This is a genomic window from Sphingomonas sp. GC_Shp_5, from assembly GCF_026540855.1.
Taxonomy (GTDB): domain Bacteria; phylum Pseudomonadota; class Alphaproteobacteria; order Sphingomonadales; family Sphingomonadaceae; genus Sphingomonas.
The window spans coordinates 159,713-176,287 of sequence record NZ_JALNUP010000004.1 but is presented as its reverse complement, the minus strand read 5'-3'; the positions used below and the strand labels follow the sequence as shown (position 1 = coordinate 176,287).

Annotated in this window: 20 protein-coding genes; 11 read left to right on the top strand and 9 right to left on the bottom strand. The window is 69.3% G+C overall.

Annotated features, from left to right (window positions below):
- Nucleotides 1–14: 14 nt before the first annotated feature.
- From OXR60_RS05055 to OXR60_RS05045, 3 genes are read left to right on the top strand one after another with little or no spacing between them, the layout of a single operon-like run.
- On the top strand, nucleotides 15–854 hold the full coding sequence (locus tag OXR60_RS05055) for a TPM domain-containing protein (protein ID WP_267394698.1): 840 nt from the start codon (nucleotides 15–17) through the stop codon (nucleotides 852–854).
- Complete coding sequence (locus tag OXR60_RS05050) at nucleotides 848–1,525, top strand: TPM domain-containing protein (RefSeq protein ID WP_267394672.1); 678 nt, start codon at nucleotides 848–850, stop codon at nucleotides 1,523–1,525. Before OXR60_RS05055 ends, OXR60_RS05050 begins: the two co-directional genes overlap by 7 nt.
- Nucleotides 1,522–2,037, top strand: coding sequence for an NUDIX hydrolase (locus OXR60_RS05045; RefSeq protein WP_267394671.1), 516 nt, complete (start codon nucleotides 1,522–1,524; stop codon nucleotides 2,035–2,037). The genes OXR60_RS05050 and OXR60_RS05045 overlap by 4 nt, the downstream gene beginning before the upstream one ends.
- A 33-nt stretch (nucleotides 2,038–2,070) precedes the next feature.
- On the opposite strand, the gene OXR60_RS05040 is transcribed toward OXR60_RS05045, so the two are convergent.
- On the bottom strand, nucleotides 2,071–2,352 hold the full coding sequence (locus OXR60_RS05040) for an ETC complex I subunit (protein ID WP_267394670.1): 282 nt from the start codon (nucleotides 2,350–2,352) through the stop codon (nucleotides 2,071–2,073).
- 10 nt (nucleotides 2,353–2,362) lie between these two features.
- A complete protein-coding gene (hrpB, locus tag OXR60_RS05035; protein WP_267394669.1) occupies nucleotides 2,363–4,840 on the bottom strand; it encodes an ATP-dependent helicase HrpB in 2,478 nt (825 codons plus the stop codon).
- 149 nt (nucleotides 4,841–4,989) lie between these two features.
- On the opposite strand from hrpB, the gene OXR60_RS05030 reads away from it, so the two are divergent.
- Nucleotides 4,990–5,952 carry a cation diffusion facilitator family transporter gene (locus OXR60_RS05030; protein WP_267394668.1) on the top strand — a complete coding sequence of 321 codons (963 nt, stop codon included), beginning with the start codon at nucleotides 4,990–4,992 and terminating at the stop codon, nucleotides 5,950–5,952.
- A 68-nt stretch (nucleotides 5,953–6,020) separates the two neighbouring features.
- On the opposite strand, the gene OXR60_RS05025 is transcribed toward OXR60_RS05030, so the two are convergent.
- The gene (locus OXR60_RS05025) at nucleotides 6,021–7,031 is read right to left on the bottom strand and encodes a polyprenyl synthetase family protein (protein WP_267394667.1); all 1,011 of its coding nucleotides are present in this window, start codon (nucleotides 7,029–7,031) and stop codon (nucleotides 6,021–6,023) included.
- Between the two features lie 88 nt (nucleotides 7,032–7,119).
- On the opposite strand from OXR60_RS05025, the gene OXR60_RS05020 reads away from it, so the two are divergent.
- The 4 genes from OXR60_RS05020 to OXR60_RS05005 all read left to right on the top strand — a co-directional run bounded on the left by OXR60_RS05020 (nucleotide 7,120) and on the right by OXR60_RS05005 (nucleotide 8,766).
- Nucleotides 7,120–7,398 carry a chorismate mutase gene (locus tag OXR60_RS05020; RefSeq protein ID WP_267394666.1) on the top strand — a complete coding sequence of 93 codons (279 nt, stop codon included), beginning with the start codon at nucleotides 7,120–7,122 and terminating at the stop codon, nucleotides 7,396–7,398.
- 43 nt (nucleotides 7,399–7,441) lie between these two features.
- A complete protein-coding gene (locus tag OXR60_RS05015) occupies nucleotides 7,442–7,828 on the top strand; it encodes a DUF2147 domain-containing protein (RefSeq protein ID WP_267394665.1) in 387 nt (128 codons plus the stop codon).
- Complete coding sequence (locus OXR60_RS05010) at nucleotides 7,825–8,502, top strand: thymidylate kinase (protein ID WP_267394664.1); 678 nt, start codon at nucleotides 7,825–7,827, stop codon at nucleotides 8,500–8,502. Before OXR60_RS05015 ends, OXR60_RS05010 begins: the two co-directional genes overlap by 4 nt.
- Before the next feature lie 87 nt (nucleotides 8,503–8,589).
- Nucleotides 8,590–8,766, top strand: a complete 177-nt coding sequence (locus OXR60_RS05005; RefSeq protein ID WP_267394663.1) for a hypothetical protein — start codon at nucleotides 8,590–8,592, stop codon at nucleotides 8,764–8,766.
- 12 nt (nucleotides 8,767–8,778) lie between these two features.
- Here the strand turns inward: OXR60_RS05005 and OXR60_RS05000 are convergent, their stop codons facing one another.
- The 6 genes from OXR60_RS05000 to OXR60_RS04975 form a co-directional block, all read right to left on the bottom strand.
- On the bottom strand, nucleotides 8,779–9,246 hold the full coding sequence (locus OXR60_RS05000; protein ID WP_267394662.1) for a hypothetical protein: 468 nt from the start codon (nucleotides 9,244–9,246) through the stop codon (nucleotides 8,779–8,781).
- Nucleotides 9,243–9,707 (bottom strand): hypothetical protein, encoded by a 465-nt coding sequence (locus tag OXR60_RS04995; RefSeq protein ID WP_267394661.1) that lies wholly within the window; start codon nucleotides 9,705–9,707, stop codon nucleotides 9,243–9,245. Before OXR60_RS04995 ends, OXR60_RS05000 begins: the two co-directional genes overlap by 4 nt.
- A 45-nt stretch (nucleotides 9,708–9,752) precedes the next feature.
- On the bottom strand, nucleotides 9,753–10,103 hold the full coding sequence (locus OXR60_RS04990) for a hypothetical protein (RefSeq protein ID WP_267394660.1): 351 nt from the start codon (nucleotides 10,101–10,103) through the stop codon (nucleotides 9,753–9,755).
- Nucleotides 10,104–10,154: 51 nt separating this feature from the next.
- Nucleotides 10,155–10,835 (bottom strand): LuxR C-terminal-related transcriptional regulator, encoded by a 681-nt coding sequence (locus tag OXR60_RS04985; RefSeq protein ID WP_267394659.1) that lies wholly within the window; start codon nucleotides 10,833–10,835, stop codon nucleotides 10,155–10,157.
- Between the two features lie 161 nt (nucleotides 10,836–10,996).
- Nucleotides 10,997–11,353, bottom strand: coding sequence for a hypothetical protein (locus OXR60_RS04980; RefSeq protein WP_267394658.1), 357 nt, complete (start codon nucleotides 11,351–11,353; stop codon nucleotides 10,997–10,999).
- A 60-nt stretch (nucleotides 11,354–11,413) separates the two neighbouring features.
- Nucleotides 11,414–11,965: a hypothetical protein gene (locus OXR60_RS04975; protein ID WP_267394657.1), complete on the bottom strand. Its 552-nt coding sequence runs from the start codon at nucleotides 11,963–11,965 to the stop codon at nucleotides 11,414–11,416.
- A gap of 182 nt (nucleotides 11,966–12,147) precedes the next feature.
- Here OXR60_RS04975 and OXR60_RS04970 point away from each other — a divergent pair, with 182 nt between their 5' ends.
- From OXR60_RS04970 to acnA, 3 genes are all read left to right on the top strand, one after another.
- Complete coding sequence (locus tag OXR60_RS04970; RefSeq protein WP_267394656.1) at nucleotides 12,148–12,801, top strand: L,D-transpeptidase family protein; 654 nt, start codon at nucleotides 12,148–12,150, stop codon at nucleotides 12,799–12,801.
- A 159-nt stretch (nucleotides 12,802–12,960) separates the two neighbouring features.
- Nucleotides 12,961–13,647 carry a GAF domain-containing protein gene (locus tag OXR60_RS04965; RefSeq protein WP_267394655.1) on the top strand — a complete coding sequence of 229 codons (687 nt, stop codon included), beginning with the start codon at nucleotides 12,961–12,963 and terminating at the stop codon, nucleotides 13,645–13,647.
- 183 nt (nucleotides 13,648–13,830) lie between these two features.
- Nucleotides 13,831–16,518: an aconitate hydratase AcnA gene (acnA, locus tag OXR60_RS04960; RefSeq protein ID WP_267394654.1), complete on the top strand. Its 2,688-nt coding sequence runs from the start codon at nucleotides 13,831–13,833 to the stop codon at nucleotides 16,516–16,518.
- The last annotated feature ends 57 nt before the right edge of the window (nucleotides 16,519–16,575 follow it).

Sequence of the window (16,575 nt, the reverse complement as noted above, 5' to 3'; positions counted from 1 at the left end):
TGGCGCTGTGCTGGATGGTCCCGGCGCAGGCGCAGACCTCGGCGGCATTCAACCCGCCCAAGTTCACCGGGCTGGTGGTGGATGCCGCCAACGTGCTGCCGCCGCAGACCGAGGCGGATCTCACCGCCAAGCTGCAGGCGCTGCAGCGCGACACCAAGCGCCAGCTGGTGGTGGCGACGATCCCCGATCTCCAGGGTCTGCCGCTCGAGGATTACGGCAACAAGCTGATCCGCAGCTGGGGCGTCGGCCTCAAGGACGTCAACAACGGCGCGATCCTGTTCATCGCGCCCAACGAGCCCGCCGGTCACCGCGGCCCGCGGATCGAAGTCGGCTACGGGCTCGAACCGTTCCTGACCGATGCGCTGTCGAGCGTGATCATCAACCAGGACATGATCCCCAAGCTGCGCGCCGGCGACGTGCCCGGGGCGATGACCGCAGGCACCGACGCGATGATCGCGCAGCTGCGCGCCAGCCCGGAAGAGGCCAAGGCGCGCACCGATGCCGCCGTGCAGGCGTTCGACAAGACCCATCGCCGCACCGCGCAGCGTGGCGGCGGCGTCCCGATCGGGATGATCTTCTGGGGCGTGATCCTGCTGTTCGTGCTGCTGCCGCTGCTGCGCGGCCGCAAGCGTGCGGGCCCGTGGGGCCAGCGCTACCAGGGCGGCGGCGGCGGCGGCACGCTGCCGATCGTGCTGTGGTCGATCGCCAACGAGATCGGTCGCTCGGGCGGCGGTGGCGGTGGCTGGGGCGGCGGCTCCGGCGGCGGCGGTGATAGCGGCGGCTGGGGCGGCGGTGGCTTCTCCGGTGGCGGCGGCGGTTCCGGCGGCGGCGGCGGCGCATCGGGAGGATGGTGATGCAGCTCACTGAAGCGGATCACGCCCGGGTCACCGCCGCGGTCACAGAGGCCGAGCGGCGCACGGCGGGCGAGATCGTCACGATCGTCGCCCGGCGATCGGATTCCTACCACGACGTCGCGCTGCACTGGGCGGTTTTGGCGATGCTGCTGGTGCTGGCGCTGCTCGCCTTGTGGCCGGGCGTCGCCTACGCCCTCCACGCGCTGGTCGCGGATCCATGGGCCGGCGAGCCGACGCCCGGCGCGCTTTACACGGTAGCGCTGGTGCTCACCGCGATCACCTTCCTCGTCGCGCGGCTGGTGCTCGCCTGGATGCCGCTGCGCCTCGCGCTCACCCCCGGCAGCACCGAGGCGCGCCGTGTCCATGCCCGCGCGCTGACGCTGTTCCGCACCGGCGCCGAGCAGCGCACCCGCGATTCGACCGGGGTGCTGCTGTACCTGTCGCTTGACGAACGTCGCGCCGAGATCATCGCCGACGACGCGATCCACTCGCGCGTCACCGCCGAGGTGTGGGGAGAGGCGATGGCCGCGCTGGTCGTTGCGGTGCGCGACGGCCGGCCGGGCGACGGCATGGCCGCCGCGGTGGCGCAGATCGGCGTGATCCTCGCCGCGCATTTTCCGCCCCGCGCCGATGACACAAACGAACTGCCGGACCGTTTGATCATCCTATGAGCGATACCGTCTGGGAGGGGAAATACCTCTCCGCCAAGAAGAGTGGCACCTGGGAATATGCCGAGCGCGTCGGCGACATCACCGCCGCGGTGATCGTCGCGGTCACCGGCGAGCGCGAACTGCTGCTGGTCGAGCAATATCGCGTGCCGGTCGGTCGTGCCTGCCTCGAGCTTCCCGCAGGCCTGGTCGGTGACGAGAGCGCCGGCGAGGCGGTCGCCGAGGCCGCGCGCCGCGAGCTCGAGGAGGAAACCGGCTATCGCGCGGCGATCGTCGAGGAACGCGGCGAATTCTATTCATCGCCGGGAATGACCTCGGAGCGGTTCACGCTGGTGTTGGCGACCGAGCTCCAGCGGGTCGGCGACGGCGGCGGCGATGCGCACGAGAAGATCACCGTGCATCGCGTGCCGCTCGCCGAGGTGGCCGGCTTTGTCGCCGCCAAGCGTCGCGACGGGCTGGCGATCGACGCCAAGATGCTGCTGGTGCTCGCGGGCGACCTGCTGGCTGATCTCTAGGGTGGCGGGAGCGGGCCTCGCGCCCGCCCGCCACTACCGGAAGTTGTCGGCGTAGGCCTGCAGCTTGAGCGTGCGCACCGGCGCCGGGATCAGCTCGTAATCGAGGCCCTGCGCCTCGCAGAACGCCACCGCCGCCTCCTGGCTGGAAAAGCCCATGCGGATCTGGTCACGGGTGTCGCCGCTACCGGCCCAGCCAGTGAGCGGATCAGGATGCTTGGCCTCGGCAGGCTCGAATTCGAGCTGCCAATGGTCGGTCCGGAATTTGCCGGACTGCATCGCGTTCTTGGGGCGCTGGAAGATACGGGCGATAGGCATGGACCCGTCCTTAGCGCGTCCCGCCGCCGCGCGCATCCGCCTTTTTGGTGCGCAGCGTCGCCGAGGCCGCGGCGGGATCGTCGGGCCAGGGATGCTTGGGATAGCGGCCGCGCATTTCCTTGGCGACCGCAGTCCAGCTGCCGGTCCAGAAGCCCGGCAGATCGCGGGTGGTCTGGATCGGCCGCCCGGCCGGCGAGGTCAGGCTGAGCACCAGCGGCACTCGTGCCTCGCCGATCGTCGGATGCTCGGCGAGCCCGAACAGCGCCTGGACGCGCAGCTCGACCCGCGGCCCACCCTCGGCGGCATAGTCGATCGCATGGGTGCTGCCCGCGGGGCTGGTGAACTCGGCCGGCGCGAGTCGGTCGATCCGGCGCAGGTCGTTCCAGCCGACCAGGCCGCGCACGGCATCGGCCAGCGCACCGGGGGCAATCGCGTCGAGCCGGCGCTTGCCCGGCAGCAGCGCCGGCAGCCAGTCGTCGAGCCGGGCGAGCAGCGCCGCATCGTCGAGCGCCAGCCCGGCGTAGATGCCGCGGGTGAGCAGCGCCCGCGCACCGGCGCTCCAGGGCAGCAAGCCGAGGCCGTGGCGGCGGACGCCGTCCAGCAAGGCCGTGGCAATCGCCTCGCCATCGGCGTTGCTGTCGGGCCCGGTGGCGAGGCGCAGGCTGCCGAGCCGGCGTTCGCGCAGCGCGACCACGCCGCCGGTCGCCGGATCGAACTCGACCGTACGCCGCGTCTCGATCCGGTCGGCAAACAGGCGCTCGATCAGCTCGGCGGTGAGCGGTGCCGCGGCGAGGATGCGCGCGCCCGAGGCGGCACCCTGGGTATCGGCGACCGCGAGCCATTCGGCGCGGGCCAGCGCGGTCGCGCCATCGAGCCGGAAGCCCCGACCGCCGACCGAGGCCCATTGCTCGCCCGAGGCATCGCGCCGCCGCGCCACCCGATCGGGGAAAGCCAGCGCGACGCAGGCGGCGATCGCCTCGTCGGACGTGCCGACAAAGGCGGCGGTGGTGCGCACCTCGCGCGCAAGCCCGCTCCAGCGCTCGGCGAGCCGCCGCGCCGCCTGTGCCTTGGTGCCGCGCTCGCCTCGCCAGCGCCGCAGCCGCGCCTCGAGATCGGCGTCATTGCCGCCGATGCCGCGCTCTGACAGCAGCACCGCGACCTGCGCGGCGGTGTCCGACAATCCCATGGCGGCGGCGCGCAGCAGCATGTGCGCGAGTCGCGGCGGCATCGGCAGCGCCGCGATCGCCCGACCATGCGCGGTGGGACGGCCGTCGCCGTCGAGCGCGTTCAGCGTCGCCAGCCGCTCGCGCGCCTCCGCGATCGCCGCTGGCGGCGGCGGATCGATCCAGGCGAGGTCACGCGGATCGCCGACGCCCCAGATCGCCGCCGCGAGCACCAGCGAGGAGAGATCGGCCTCGAGGATCTCGGGTGGATCGAACCGCGGCAGGCCGGCGGTCGCCGCCGCCTCCCACAAGCGATAGGCAACCCCCGGCCCCTGCCGCGCGGCGCGGCCGGCGCGCTGGACCACCGCCGCCTGGCTCGCCCGCTCCGTCACCAGCCGCGTCATCCCCGCGGCACGATCGTAACGCGGGCGTCGCGCCAGCCCCGAATCGACCACGATCCGGATGCCGTCGAGCGTCAGGCTGGCCTCGGCGATCGAGGTCGCGAGCACCACCTTGCGCCGGCCATCGGGTTCGCGCGCGATGGCGGCGCGCTGCGCGGCAGGATCGAGGCTGCCGTGGAGCTCGTGGATGACGATGTCGTCGGGCAGACCGGCAAGTCGCTCGGCGGTCCGTTCGATCTCGGCGACGCCGGGCAGGAAGGCGAGCACGCCGCCGTCCGCGTCGGCCAGCGCCCGCCGCACCACTGCCGCGACCTCGTCCTCGATCCGCGCCTCCGCGCGGCGGCCGATATGGCGCAGCTCGAGCGGATGGCTGCGGCCTTCGCTCTCGATCACCGGCGCAGCCGCTCCCCCTGCCCCCATAAGCGTCGCGAACCGCGCGCCGTCGAGCGTCGCCGACATTGCCACCAGCCGCAGGTCGGGCCGCCAGGCGGCCTGGGTGTCGAGCGCGAGCGCAAGGCCGAAGTCGCCATCGAGGCTGCGCTCATGCACCTCGTCAAACAGCACTGCCGCGATGCCGGCGAGCTCGGGATCGGCCTGGATCCGGGCGACGAAAATGCCCTCGGTGATCACGGTGACACGGGTCGCCGCCGAACGCTTCGAATCCATCCGCGTCGCATAGCCGATGGTCTGCCCGACCGACTCGCCCGCGGTCGCCGCCATCCGCTCGGCGGCGGCACGGGCGGCGAGCCGCCGCGGCGACAGCAGCAGGATCTCGCCGTCGCACCATGGCTCGGCGAGCAGCGCCGGCGCCACCGCGGTGGTCTTGCCGGCGCCGGGTGGCGCCACCAGCACCGCGTTGGGCGACGCGCGCAGTGCGGCGAGCAGCTCGGGGAGGACAGCATGGATCGGCAGGGTGGCGGTCACGCGGGCGTCCTAGCAGCATCGGCGCCGGTCGCCAGCAGCCGCGACTCGTTCCTTGACCTCGCGCTCGTCGCGCGATGACGAAGGTCTCATCATCACGTCCTAGTGTCTCACGCGCCCGACCTGCTAGGCGGACCGCGACGGAGGGACGGTTGAGCGGACATCATCACCACGGCCACGATCATGGCCATGCGCACGGACACGGGCACGCGCACGGGCATGGCCACGGGCATTCACACGCGCCGGCGAACTTCGATCGCGCGTTTGCCATCGGGATCACGCTCAACATCCTCTACGTTCTCGGCGAGGGCGGCGCCGGCTTCTGGACCGGCTCGGTCGCGCTGCTGGCCGATGCGGGCCATAACCTGTCGGATGTGCTCGGGCTTGCGGTGGCCTGGGGCGGCGCGGCGCTGGCACGGACCGCGCCGAGCAAGCGCTTCACGTACGGCCTGAAGGGCTCGACCATCCTTGCGGCGCTGACCAACGCGCTGCTGCTGCTGGTTGCGCTCGGGGCGATCACGCTCGAAGCCGTGCAACGCTTTGCCGATCCCTCCCCGGTGGCCGGGCTGACCGTGTCGTCGATTGCGGCGGTCGGCATTGCCGTCAACGCCTTCACCGCCTGGCTATTCGCGCGCGGCCGCCATGGCGACGTCAACATCCGTGGCGCCTATCTCCACATGCTGTCCGATGCGCTGGTGTCGGCCGGGGTCGTCGTCGCCGGGCTGATCATCTGGTACACCGGCGTCACCTGGCTCGATCCGCTCGTCAGCCTGGTGATCGTCGCGCTGATCTTCGCGCAGACCTGGGGATTGCTCCGTGAAACGGTGGAGATGGCGCTCGCCGCGGTGCCGCGCAACATCGACTATGATGCCGTCACCGCCGCGCTCGAGGCGCTGCCCGGGGTCGATCGGGTTCACGATCTCCACATCTGGCCGATGTCCACCACCGAGCCGGTGCTGACGGCGCATCTGGTGGTGGCGAACGGTCACCCGGGCGACGATTTCCTCGTCAACGCCCAAACCATGCTCCACGACCGGTTCGGCATCGGCCATGCGACGCTGCAATGCGAAACCGGCGGTCATGACTGCAAGCTGGAGAGCGCCGCCAGCGTCTAGAGCAGATCGGTCGTCCTTCCGGATCGAGCCCCGGGAGGACGCATCGAAGGGGCGAGGTCGCCCCGGCCTCAATAAGCCCGCGCCACCGCGAACTCGACCGCCTCGACCATCGCGTCCTTGGCCTGCCCGGCCGGGAAGCCGGCGATCGCGTCCACGGCGCGCTGACCGTAATGACGAGCGCGGGCGAGCGTATCGTCGACCGCGCGGCTCCGCCGCACCAGATCAACCGCGAGCACGAAATCCTCGTCGGAGGCGCGGCGCCCTTCCATCGCGTCCTTCCAGAACTTGCGGTCCTCGGCGCTGCCGCGGGCGTAGGCGAGGATCACCGGCAGGGTCATCTTGCCCTCGCGAAAATCGTCGCCGGCATCCTTGCCCATCGTGCCTGCGTCCGAGACATAGTCGATCGCATCGTCGACCAGCTGGAAGGCGATGCCGAGGTTGCGGCCGTAGGCGTCCAGGGCCGTTTCCTCGCCCTCGCCGCGCTCGGCGACCACCGCCGAGATCCGGCACGCCGCGGCGAACAGCGCCGCCGTCTTGGCGTTGATGATGTCGAGGTAGCGATCCTCGCCGAGATCGATCCGCCGTGCCGCGGTGAGTTGGTTGACCTCGCCCTCGGCGATGATCGCCGAGGTGCTCGACAGGATCTTGAGCACCTTGAGGCTGCCGTCCTCCACCATCAGCTCGAAGCTGCGCGAGAACAGGAAATCGCCGACCAGCACGCTCGCCGGATTGCCCCAGATCAAATTGGCGGTGCGCTTGCCGCGCCTGAGGTCCGATCCGTCGACGACGTCGTCGTGGAGCAGCGTCGCGGTGTGGATGAACTCCACCGCGGCGGCAAGCCGGTGATGGCGCGAACCGGTGTAGCCGATCAGCCGCGCGCTCGCGAGCGTCAGCATCGGCCGCATCCGTTTGCCGCCCCCGGCGATCAGATGCCCGGCAAGCTCGGGGATCAGCGGGATGTCGGACTGCATGCGGTCCAGGATTACCGCGTTCACCGAGTTCATGTCGGTGGCGACGAGCTGGAGCATCGGCTCCAGTGACGGCTCGCGGTTGTCGAGACGGTGGATGGTAGCGGTCATCTTCGCGGGGCTCTGGCCGCTGGGCTTGGCAAAGGCAAGCCCAGGCCGCATGGGGCGGCCATTCGACGCGCGCCGCGGGAGGGCCACGATGAGTGACAATGTGCTGCAGGGGTATCGCAAGAGCATCGACAATATCGATGCCGCGCTGGTCCACCTCCTCGCCGAGCGCTTCAAGGTCACCCAGGCGGTGGGCCGCTACAAGGCCGAATCCGGCCTGCCGCCCGCCGATCCGGGTCGCGAGGAACGCCAGATCGCGCGACTGCGCCATCTCGCCGAGGAAGCCGAGCTCGATCCCGAATTCAGCGAGAAGTTCCTGCGCTTCATCATCGACGAGGTGATCCGCCACCACCAAGGCCTGCGCGGGTGATTCGCCACGCTTCGTTCATCGGTGGACGGCTAGAGCGGCGCGCATGATCGCTGTTCTGTTACCTCTCATGTTTGCCGCGGCGTCGCCGGCCGCGCAGCCCGCCATTTTCGGCGTGTGGCACAATCCAAAGAATTCGGTCGCGGTGCGCACCGGCGCGTGCGGCGACAAGCTGTGCGGCTGGATCGTGCGCGCCAGCGACAAGGCCAGGAACGACGCTGCCGCCAAGGGTGCACCGCCGCTGATCGGCACCGCGTTGCTGCGCGGCTACAAGCCGAGCGGCCGCGGTCGCTGGTCGGGTCAGGTGTGGATCCCCGACATGGGGCGGGCGTTCGGCTCCACCATCACCATGGTCGATGCGAACACGCTCAACGTGAAGGGCTGCCTGATCGGCGGCCTGATCTGCAAGTCGCAGCTATGGCGGCGCGAATGAGCCTGCTGCTCGCGATCGAAGGCGCCGATGGCGCCGGCAAGGCGACGACCGCCGCCGAATTGGTCCGCCAGCTCGAGGCGGCGGGGCTGCGCGCCGCGGTGATCTCCTTTCCGCGCTACACCGCGACCGTTGGCGGCCATGTGCTCGGCGAATTCCTCGCCGGCACCCTGCCCCGCCCGGTGACGCCCGAGGCGGCGGCGGTGCTCTATGCGCTCGACCGGTTCGAGTCGCGCGATCACATTGCCGCGGTCGCCGTGGCGAACGACGTCGTCGTGTTCGATCGCTACATCGCCTCCAACATCGTCTACCAGGCCGCCAAGGTCGCCGATGACGAAGCGGACGCGCTGATGCGCTGGATCGTCGGCCTTGAGACCGGCAGCTTTGCGCTGCCGCCGCCCGATCTGTCGATCTACCTCGATACGCCGCTCGATACCGCGCGTCGCCAGATCGCGCAGAAGCAGCAACGTTCCTATACCGAGCTGGTGTTCGACCAGCACGAGGCCGATCGCTCGCTCCAAGGGCGGGTGCGCGATCGCTACGCGGCGCTGAGCGGCACCGACCTGCTCGGCGACTGGCTGCGGGTGGGCACGTTCGATGGCGTCGCGATGCGGCCGCCGCAGGCGATTGCCGCCGAGATCGTCGCGGCGGTGCTGCCCCGTCTGCCCCGCCGCTAGCGGCGGCCCGGCGCTGATGCGCCACGGCGGGACGCGCGGCGCGGGTCCGGCGGTTGTGCCATCGCCCAACCCCGCTACACCGGCGCCATGCAGCATAACAGGACGGTGGCGGAACAACGGATCCGGGCGGAACTGCTTCGCCGCGCGGTGGCGCTGGGCGAGGAACTGATGCGGCTCGCCGACGATCTCGGCTATTCGATCGCCGGCAATCACATCAGCCAGGGGGTCGAGATGATGCGCGACGAGGCCGACCGCGCCGGCTGAGCCGTGCCTCGGTCACATCTCGCCGATGCAGCGGACCACCAGCTCATGGCCCGCCGCGGTCAGCATCGCTCGCCTGCCGAGATTACCGGCGCGGAAGCTCGCCAGGCCGCGCACGCCGAGCACGTCCAGCCAGCGCAGCGCCGCCGCCGGCGCCACGCACGCGGTCGCGCAGGCATCGGTATCGGCCAGGCTGCGGCCCTCGGCATGAGCGATGAACAGCGCGAGCAATATGTCCCAGGCCGGATCCGAGAACAGGTCGGCGTCCTGCCCCGCGGCGGCGTCGCGGGCGCGGCGCTGGGCGAACAAGGCACGCGCACGATCGAGATCGCTCGGCTCCTCGGGGCCGGCGAACTGCGGCGCGACCAATTCGCCACGCCCCTGCGCCGCCGACAGCCGCACCTGCTCGAGCGCCGCAGCGAGCCGCTGGTAATCGTCGCGGTCCCGTTCGGGCCAGCGCATCAGCCGGATATCGGCAGTCATCGCAGATCCTCGATCGTGTCCAGCGAAGACCAATCGGGATCCGATCCGAACCGGACCCGGCGGTCGCGGTGGCGGACCGCGCCGATCAGCAGCAGCAGCAGCATCGGATAGGCGATCTTGGCGCTGGCGGCGGCATACATCCACGGCACCAGTGTCGGCTCATAGGCCTTCACGCCATGGATCGCGATGGTGATCAGGTGCAGCGAACTGACGTAGAGCGGCCAATAGCGATCTGCTCTCAGCGCGATAGCGACCAGCACGGCCAGCATGATGACATCGATCGCCAGGATCACGCCATGCACCGCATAGAAGCTCTGCCGCGGCTGGAAGGGCACCGCGAAGGTCGCCGCGGCGCCGAACAGGAAGGTCGCCGCGGTCAGCCGCTCGGGCGCACCGCCGACGATCAGCGCATAGCCGCAGGCGATCACCAGCACGGCATTGAACAACAGGATGTGAATCATGGCTTGGCCTGCCAAAGGAGCAATCTAGCGGCCAAGCCATGACACCTAGGCAGCGACGCGCAAGTGACCGCCGTCGACACCCATCGGGGCTGCCGCAGGCTTGGGCTGTTCGTCGCCGAAGCTTGTTTCATACCCGATCTGCTTGCCCACTTTCTCGATGATGCGATGCCCGGCGACGGTGTGGCCGCGCGCCGCGCCAATCGCGACCACTGCCTGGCTGAACAGCTCGAACGCCTGCTGGCCGACGATCGCCGGCAGCTGGGCGGTGTGACGCGCCCGCGGCAGCGAGGCGAGGAGCTCGCCGCTGGTCGCGAACGCCTCATCGAGCTGGATCTCGAGCTTCCACAACAGATCGGCGACGCTCTGGGCTGCCTCCCGTGTATTTGCGTATTTCATGACCACCCCTTCGCCCGTGTCGGGCGCCCTCATTGGGCTTGTTCGCCAAGATCAGGAAAGGTGGCGGGTAACGGATTCGATCATCCCCGTGAGGATCTGGAGGCCGATCATGAGCATGCCAAAACCAATGGCGATGCCCAGGGTGATCGCCTGGATCCAGATCAGCCGGCTGCCGATCGACAGCTCATTGCCCGCTTGTCCCTTCCGCCGGAACGGCAACCGGATCCCCGGGGAACGCGGCCTCGAAGGCGCGTCCCCGGTTCCCCCCGGTTGCCCGACGAATGGCTCGTCCGGCGAGGTGCTTGGTGGCAGCGAAATGGCCGGTGCGGCTAGCCGCGCTGAATCACCCCCTATTTTATCGGGGTCCTCTGCCGCTGGAAAATCAGGGAAAACGGCGCAATCGGCAGCCACTGCCGGCAGTCCCGCCGCTTCATGTTCGGCGAACCACAGCGCGGCCTCGCGGCGGTTGCGGGCGCCGAGCAGCTTCACCGCCTCGGTGATGTAGCTGTCCACCGTCGATTTCTCGATGCCGAGCTGCTCGGCGATTTCCTTGGAGCCCTTGAGCTGGCGCACCGCCCGTAAGCATTCGCGATGGCGACGGCTGAGCCGGTCGAACCGCGCGGAATCGCCAGGTGGCGCTGACACGACCGCCCGGTCGTCCGGCAACGCGGAGGCGGCCCCCGGGGAGGACGCACGCGCCACCCCACCAGTCCGTGGACCGGCCTGCGTCATTGCTCCCGTCGCCCCCTGCTTGTTGGGGCGGGCGCTATCATGATTTGGCGGCGCCGCCAAAAATATACCCGATGTGCCACGGGGTGTTGAACCAGGCCGCGACCGGCCGGGCGGCGAGGCACTTGGGCCCGAATCGCCGCCCGGCCGTCATCGCGATCCGATCAGGCATCGGCTTGTTTGGGCGTGGCCGATTTGTGGCCGCTGGTCTTGGCGCCTGTATCCGCCTTGGCGGACTTGGCGCCGGCGTGCTTTGCCGCACCCTTGCCATTGGCCTTTGCCGCCGCGGGCTTGCGCGCGCGCGGCTTGCGCGCCGAGTTCGCCTCGGCACCGGCGTGGCGACGCCACAGCGGCACCGCCACCGCAGCCACCGCGCCGACCAGCAGGGTGCCGCCGAGCGCGATCAGCGATCCGCTGATGCCGGAGCGCGGCGCCGGCTTGGCGGTCTTGGTGGGCTTGGCCTCTTCCTCGTGATGAGTCGGGCCGGCGTGCTTCATGGCCGAATTAGGAATGTGCGACATGGATGATCCTTTCGCGACCACAACAGAGCGCGGCGCGGCCGGGTTCCCTTTCGACACCGATCAGCCGCGCCAGGCCGCCATCGCCTTGTCATAGGAACGCCGCTCACCGTCGCGCGCCTCCTCGAGCGCGGCCCGCTCGGCTGCGGCCGCGCGATCCTGCTCCTTGCGCCGTTTCGCCAGCGCCGCTTCCTCGGCGGCAAGCGCACGATCGGCCCGGCGGTGGCGCGCCTCTGCTTCGACGAGCGCATGTTCCGCCTCCTCCAGCCCCTGGCGGCTCGGCTTGGGCATCGGCGGTGGTGCCGGTGCCGGTGCCCGCCTGGCCGGGGCTTGCTTGGCCTCGTCGACCGGTTCGGCCGCGCGCGCCTTGGGCCGCGACGGCGGCAGCGCCGCGATCTGCTCGGCAGCGGTGCCACGCGACAGCTTCACTACCACGCCGGGCGTCGCGAGCGGCGCCGCGGTCAGCGCCGGATCGGTCACCAGCTCGGCGGCACCGCGCGCGAACAAATCCTTGGCGCTGCCCCATGCCGCCAGCGCCGCCTTCTGGCTGGGCGCCGCGACATAGGCGTCGTGGAACCCGATCGGGGTGCGATAGACCTTGAGTTGGCGCGGCATCCTCGTCTTCTAGGCGGCGCACGGCAGCAGCGTCCACCGGCCGCGAGGGGGGCAAATGCGCAGACGTTGACGACCATCGGCTTCGTCCCGCTGCGGAACAGCGCGATTTACCCCCCTCGCCAACCAGCCCGCCGCCGCTAAGCTGCCAGCCGCAACCTCGAGCTGCCAGGAAAGGAGACGACATGGGACGACAGACGATCGCCGCCAAGCTGATCCTCGCCTGCGCAGGCCTGGCCGGCATCGTCGCTGCAAGCCTGCCGGCGCACAGCCCTCAGGCCACCCGCGCGGCCGCTCCTCGCACCGCAGCGCCGCCCACCTCGGCGATGACGCAGCCGGTCGTCCCCGCCAAACAGACGTCCTTGCCAGCGCCGGCCGCCGAGCCGCTGATGGTCAAGCGCGTGCTCGATATCGGCCCGATCAAATTTGGCGACTTCACCTGGGACGAAGCCGGCGTCCCCGCAGGCCCGCTGATCATCACCGTCGATCTCGCCGCGCAGACGCTGTCGGTCTTCCGCAACGGCTATGAGATCGGCGCCACCGCCATCCTCTATGGCGCGGACGACAAGCCGACCCCGCTCGGCACCTTTCCGATCACCCAGAAAGACGCGCACCACGTCTCCAACCTCTACGATGCGCCGATGCCGTACATGCTGCGTCTCACGAACGACGGTGTCTCGATTCACGGCAGCAAGGTGGAATGGGGCTATGCCACCCATGGCTGCATCGGCGTGCCGCTCGCCTTCGCGCAAAAGCTGTTCGGCGAAGCACGGCTGGGCGACCGCGTGATCATCACCCGCGGCAAATCGCTGGCCACCGGCGGCGCGCTGACCAGCTGAACGCCGCGGCCCCGGTACCCGCTTGATCGAGGTTGGCGAGCCATTCGTTGACGGCGGCGTTGATCTTTTCTTACCTTATCGCTGTCATGCACCCGCTACCCACCAGTGATCTGCGGCCAGATTGCCCGCGTGCCGCATGATGGGGGAGAACGGAACACCATGATCGACGTTTCGCTTGAAGCCGACCGGCTCGCCACGCTGATGGAATATGAGATCCTCGATACGCCGCCGGAACCGCAATATGATGCCATCGTCGGCGCCGCGGCCTATCGCACCGGCGCGCCCATCTCCACCATCACCCTGGTCGACGACGATCGCCAATGGTTCAAGGCACGCATCGGGCTCGACGCGGACGAAACGCCGATCGAGCAGAGCTTCTGCGCGCATGCGATCCAGGGCGACGATCTGTTCATCGTCGCCGATGCCAAGGCCGACCCGCGCTTCCAGGATTTCGCCAATGTCACCGGCGAGCCCAACATCCGCTTCTATGCCGGCGCGCCGCTGCGGATGGACAATGGCGTGTGCATCGGCACCTTGTGCGTGATCGATGTCGAGCCGCGCGCCGGGCTCGATGAAGACGAGCAGGCCGCGCTGCGCGATCTCGCCCGGCGCACGGTGGCGGCATTCGAGATGCGCCGCGAGATGCGCCATCACCGCGCCGCGACGGTAGAGGCGATGCTGCACGGCGGCGAGATAGGCGACCACGATCTTCCCTGGCTGGAGCGGGCCAGCGAGCATCTGATCCAGGCCGCGGCGGCGCTCGACCAGGTCAACGCCACCGCGCCGCTCGCCCGGCTCGAGGAAGTCATCGATCAGATCGACCGGCTCCGCCTCGCCCGCCGCTGAATGCCGGCAACCTCCTGAAACACGGGCGACATCGCTTAACCGCGCCGCCGCCCTTCCCCCGCCGCTAACCCCTTGCTAAGGCCCGCGGCGACATTCGCATTCGCCTAGAGCGTTCACGCGCGCCCGCGCGGCCTCATGCCGCCTCCCCGAGCGCCTTGAGCCAGGAACCAGAAGGGAAAGCACATGACCGCGATCGGCCAGGACAGCCTCAACGCCCGCACGACGCTGAGCGTCGGCAGCAAGAGCTACGATTATTACAGCCTCGCCAAGGCTGCCGAGAAGTATGGCGATATCAGCCGCCTGCCGTTCTCGATGAAGGTGCTGCTCGAGAACATGCTCCGCTTCGAAGATGGCGTCACCGTCACCGAGGCCGACATCCAGGCGGTGGTCGACTGGCAGAAGGAGCGCCGCAGCGATCGCGAGATCCAGTATCGCCCCGCGCGCGTGCTGATGCAGGATTTCACCGGCGTGCCCTGCGTCGTCGATCTCGCCGCGATGCGCGATGCGATCACCAAGCTCGGCGGCGACCCGGCCAAGATCAACCCACAGGTCCCCGTCCACCTCGTCATCGATCACTCGGTGATGGTTGACGAGTTCGGCACGCCCAAGGCGTTCGAGGACAATGTCGATCTCGAGTATCAGCGCAACGCCGAGCGCTATGAGTTCCTCAAGTGGGGCTCCAAGGCACTCGACAACTTCCAGGTCGTTCCCCCCGGCACCGGCATCTGCCACCAGGTGAACCTCGAATACGTCAGCCAGGCGATCTGGTCGTCGGTCGAGACCGGCGACAACGCCAAGGGCGGTAACGCCATCGCCTATCCCGACACGCTGGTCGGCACCGACAGCCACACCACCATGGTCAACGGCCTCGGCGTGCTCGGCTGGGGCGTCGGCGGGATCGAGGCGGAAGCGGCGATGCTCGGCCAGCCGGTCAGCATGCTGATCCCCGAAGTGGTCGGCTTCAAGCTCACCGGCGCGCTTGCCGAGGGCATCACCGCGACCGATCTGGTGCTCACCGTCACCCAGATGCTCCGCGCCAAGGGTGTGGTCGGCCGCTTCGTCGAGTTCTTCGGCCCGGGCCTTGCCTCGATGACGCTCGCCGATCGCGCGACCATCGCCAACATGGCGCCGGAATATGGCGCCACCTGTGGCTTCTTCCCGATCGACGAGAAGACCATGGACTATATGCGCCTCACCGCGCGCTCGACCGAGACGGTCGAGCTGGTCGAGGCCTATGCCAAGGCGAACGGCTTCTGGCACCACGACGGCGCCGAGGATCCCCTGTTCACCGACACGCTCGAACTCGACATGGGCAGCGTCACCGCCAGCCTCGCCGGCCCCAAGCGCCCGCAGGACCGCGTCAGCCTCGGCAAGGTGGACGAGGTGTTCAACGGCGATCTGTTCAAGATCTACCACAAGGAGCGCCCCGAGCGCGCCGCGGTCGAGAGCCGCGATCATGACATCGGCGACGGCGACGTGGTGATCGCCGCGATCACCTCGTGCACCAATACCTCCAATCCCTCGGTGCTGGTCGCCGCGGGGCTGGTCGCGCGCAAGGCCAATGCGCTCGGCCTCAAGCCCAAGCCCTGGGTGAAGACCTCGCTGGCGCCGGGCTCGCAGGTGGTCACCGATTATCTCAACAAGGCCGGGCTCAGCGCCGATCTCGACGCTTTGGGCTTCAACCTGGTGGGCTATGGCTGCACCACCTGCATCGGCAACTCGGGCCCGCTCGCGCCCGCCATCTCGGCGGCGATCAACGGCAACGACATCGTCGCCGCCTCGGTGCTGTCGGGCAACCGCAACTTTGAAGGCCGCGTCTCGCCGGACGTGCGCGCCAACTTCCTCGCCTCGCCGCCGCTGGTCGTCGCTTATGCGCTGAAGGGCACCGTCACCACCGACATGATCGAGACCCCGCTCGGCCAGGGCACCGACGGGCAGGACGTCTATCTCAAGGACGTGTGGCCGACCAACCAGGAGATCGCCGACGTGATGGCGGCGAACATCGACGACGAGATGTTCCGCAACCGCTACGGCAACGTCTATGCCGGCGACCGCCACTGGCAGGGCATCACCGTCACCGCCTCGGACACCTACAGCTGGCCGACCAGCTCGACCTACATCCACAACCCGCCCTATTTCGAGGGCATGTCGATGACGCCGGCGCCGGTGAACGACATCATCGAGGCCAAGCCGCTGGCGATCCTCGGCGACTCGATCACCACCGACCACATCTCGCCGGCTGGCAGCATCAAGGCGGACAGCCCGGCGGGCTCGTTCCTCCAGGAGCGCCAGGTCAGCAAGTCGGACTTCAACAGCTACGGCGCCCGCCGCGGCAACGACGAGGTCATGGTCCGCGGCACCTTCGCCAACATCCGCATCAAGAACGAGATGGTCCCCGGCATCGAAGGCGGCATGACCAAGTACGATGGCGCGGTGATGCCGATCTACGACGCCGCGATGCGCCACAAGGCGGACGGCACCCCGCTCGTCATCGTCGCCGGCAAGGAATATGGCACCGGCTCGTCGCGCGACTGGGCGGCCAAGGGCACCAACCTGCTCGGCGTCCGCGCGGTGATCACCGAGAGCTTCGAGCGCATCCACCGCTCGAACCTGGTCGGTATGGGCGTGCTGCCGCTGCAGTTCGCCGATGGCGTCACCCGCGAGACGCTGGGGCTCGACGGCTCGGAGACCTTCACCATCACCAACGTCGCCGGCCTGCGCCCGCGCCAGGCGGTGACGGTGACCCTCACCCGCGCTGACGGCACCACCGAGACCTTCGAGACGCGCTGCCGGATCGACACCGTCAACGAGCTCGAATATTTCCTCAACGGCGGCATTCTGCAGTACGTGCTGCGCAACCTCGCCGCCTGATCCAGGGGCTGACCGGAACGACAAAGGGGAGGGGTTGGCGCCCCTCCCCTTTTTTGT

Coding starts and splice junctions, on each gene's coding strand:
- OXR60_RS04980 (WP_267394658.1), bottom strand. CDS start 11,353: ATGTCGCACATTCCTAATTCGGCCATGAAGCACGCCGGCCCGACTCAT.
- OXR60_RS05040 (WP_267394670.1), bottom strand. CDS start 2,352: ATGCCTATCGCCCGTATCTTCCAGCGCCCCAAGAACGCGATGCAGTCC.
- OXR60_RS05015 (WP_267394665.1), top strand. CDS start 7,442: ATGATCGCTGTTCTGTTACCTCTCATGTTTGCCGCGGCGTCGCCGGCC.
- OXR60_RS04990 (WP_267394660.1), bottom strand. CDS start 10,103: ATGAAATACGCAAATACACGGGAGGCAGCCCAGAGCGTCGCCGATCTG.
- OXR60_RS04965 (WP_267394655.1), top strand. CDS start 12,961: ATGATCGACGTTTCGCTTGAAGCCGACCGGCTCGCCACGCTGATGGAA.
- OXR60_RS05025 (WP_267394667.1), bottom strand. CDS start 7,031: ATGACCGCTACCATCCACCGTCTCGACAACCGCGAGCCGTCACTGGAG.
- OXR60_RS04970 (WP_267394656.1), top strand. CDS start 12,148: ATGGGACGACAGACGATCGCCGCCAAGCTGATCCTCGCCTGCGCAGGC.
- OXR60_RS05055 (WP_267394698.1), top strand. CDS start 15: ATGGTCCCGGCGCAGGCGCAGACCTCGGCGGCATTCAACCCGCCCAAG.
- OXR60_RS04995 (WP_267394661.1), bottom strand. CDS start 9,707: ATGATTCACATCCTGTTGTTCAATGCCGTGCTGGTGATCGCCTGCGGC.
- OXR60_RS05050 (WP_267394672.1), top strand. CDS start 848: ATGGTGATGCAGCTCACTGAAGCGGATCACGCCCGGGTCACCGCCGCG.
- OXR60_RS05010 (WP_267394664.1), top strand. CDS start 7,825: ATGAGCCTGCTGCTCGCGATCGAAGGCGCCGATGGCGCCGGCAAGGCG.
- OXR60_RS04985 (WP_267394659.1), bottom strand. CDS start 10,835: ATGACGCAGGCCGGTCCACGGACTGGTGGGGTGGCGCGTGCGTCCTCC.
- OXR60_RS04975 (WP_267394657.1), bottom strand. CDS start 11,965: ATGCCGCGCCAACTCAAGGTCTATCGCACCCCGATCGGGTTCCACGAC.
- OXR60_RS05005 (WP_267394663.1), top strand. CDS start 8,590: ATGCAGCATAACAGGACGGTGGCGGAACAACGGATCCGGGCGGAACTG.
- OXR60_RS05045 (WP_267394671.1), top strand. CDS start 1,522: ATGAGCGATACCGTCTGGGAGGGGAAATACCTCTCCGCCAAGAAGAGT.
- acnA (WP_267394654.1), top strand. CDS start 13,831: ATGACCGCGATCGGCCAGGACAGCCTCAACGCCCGCACGACGCTGAGC.
- OXR60_RS05000 (WP_267394662.1), bottom strand. CDS start 9,246: ATGACTGCCGATATCCGGCTGATGCGCTGGCCCGAACGGGACCGCGAC.
- OXR60_RS05020 (WP_267394666.1), top strand. CDS start 7,120: ATGAGTGACAATGTGCTGCAGGGGTATCGCAAGAGCATCGACAATATC.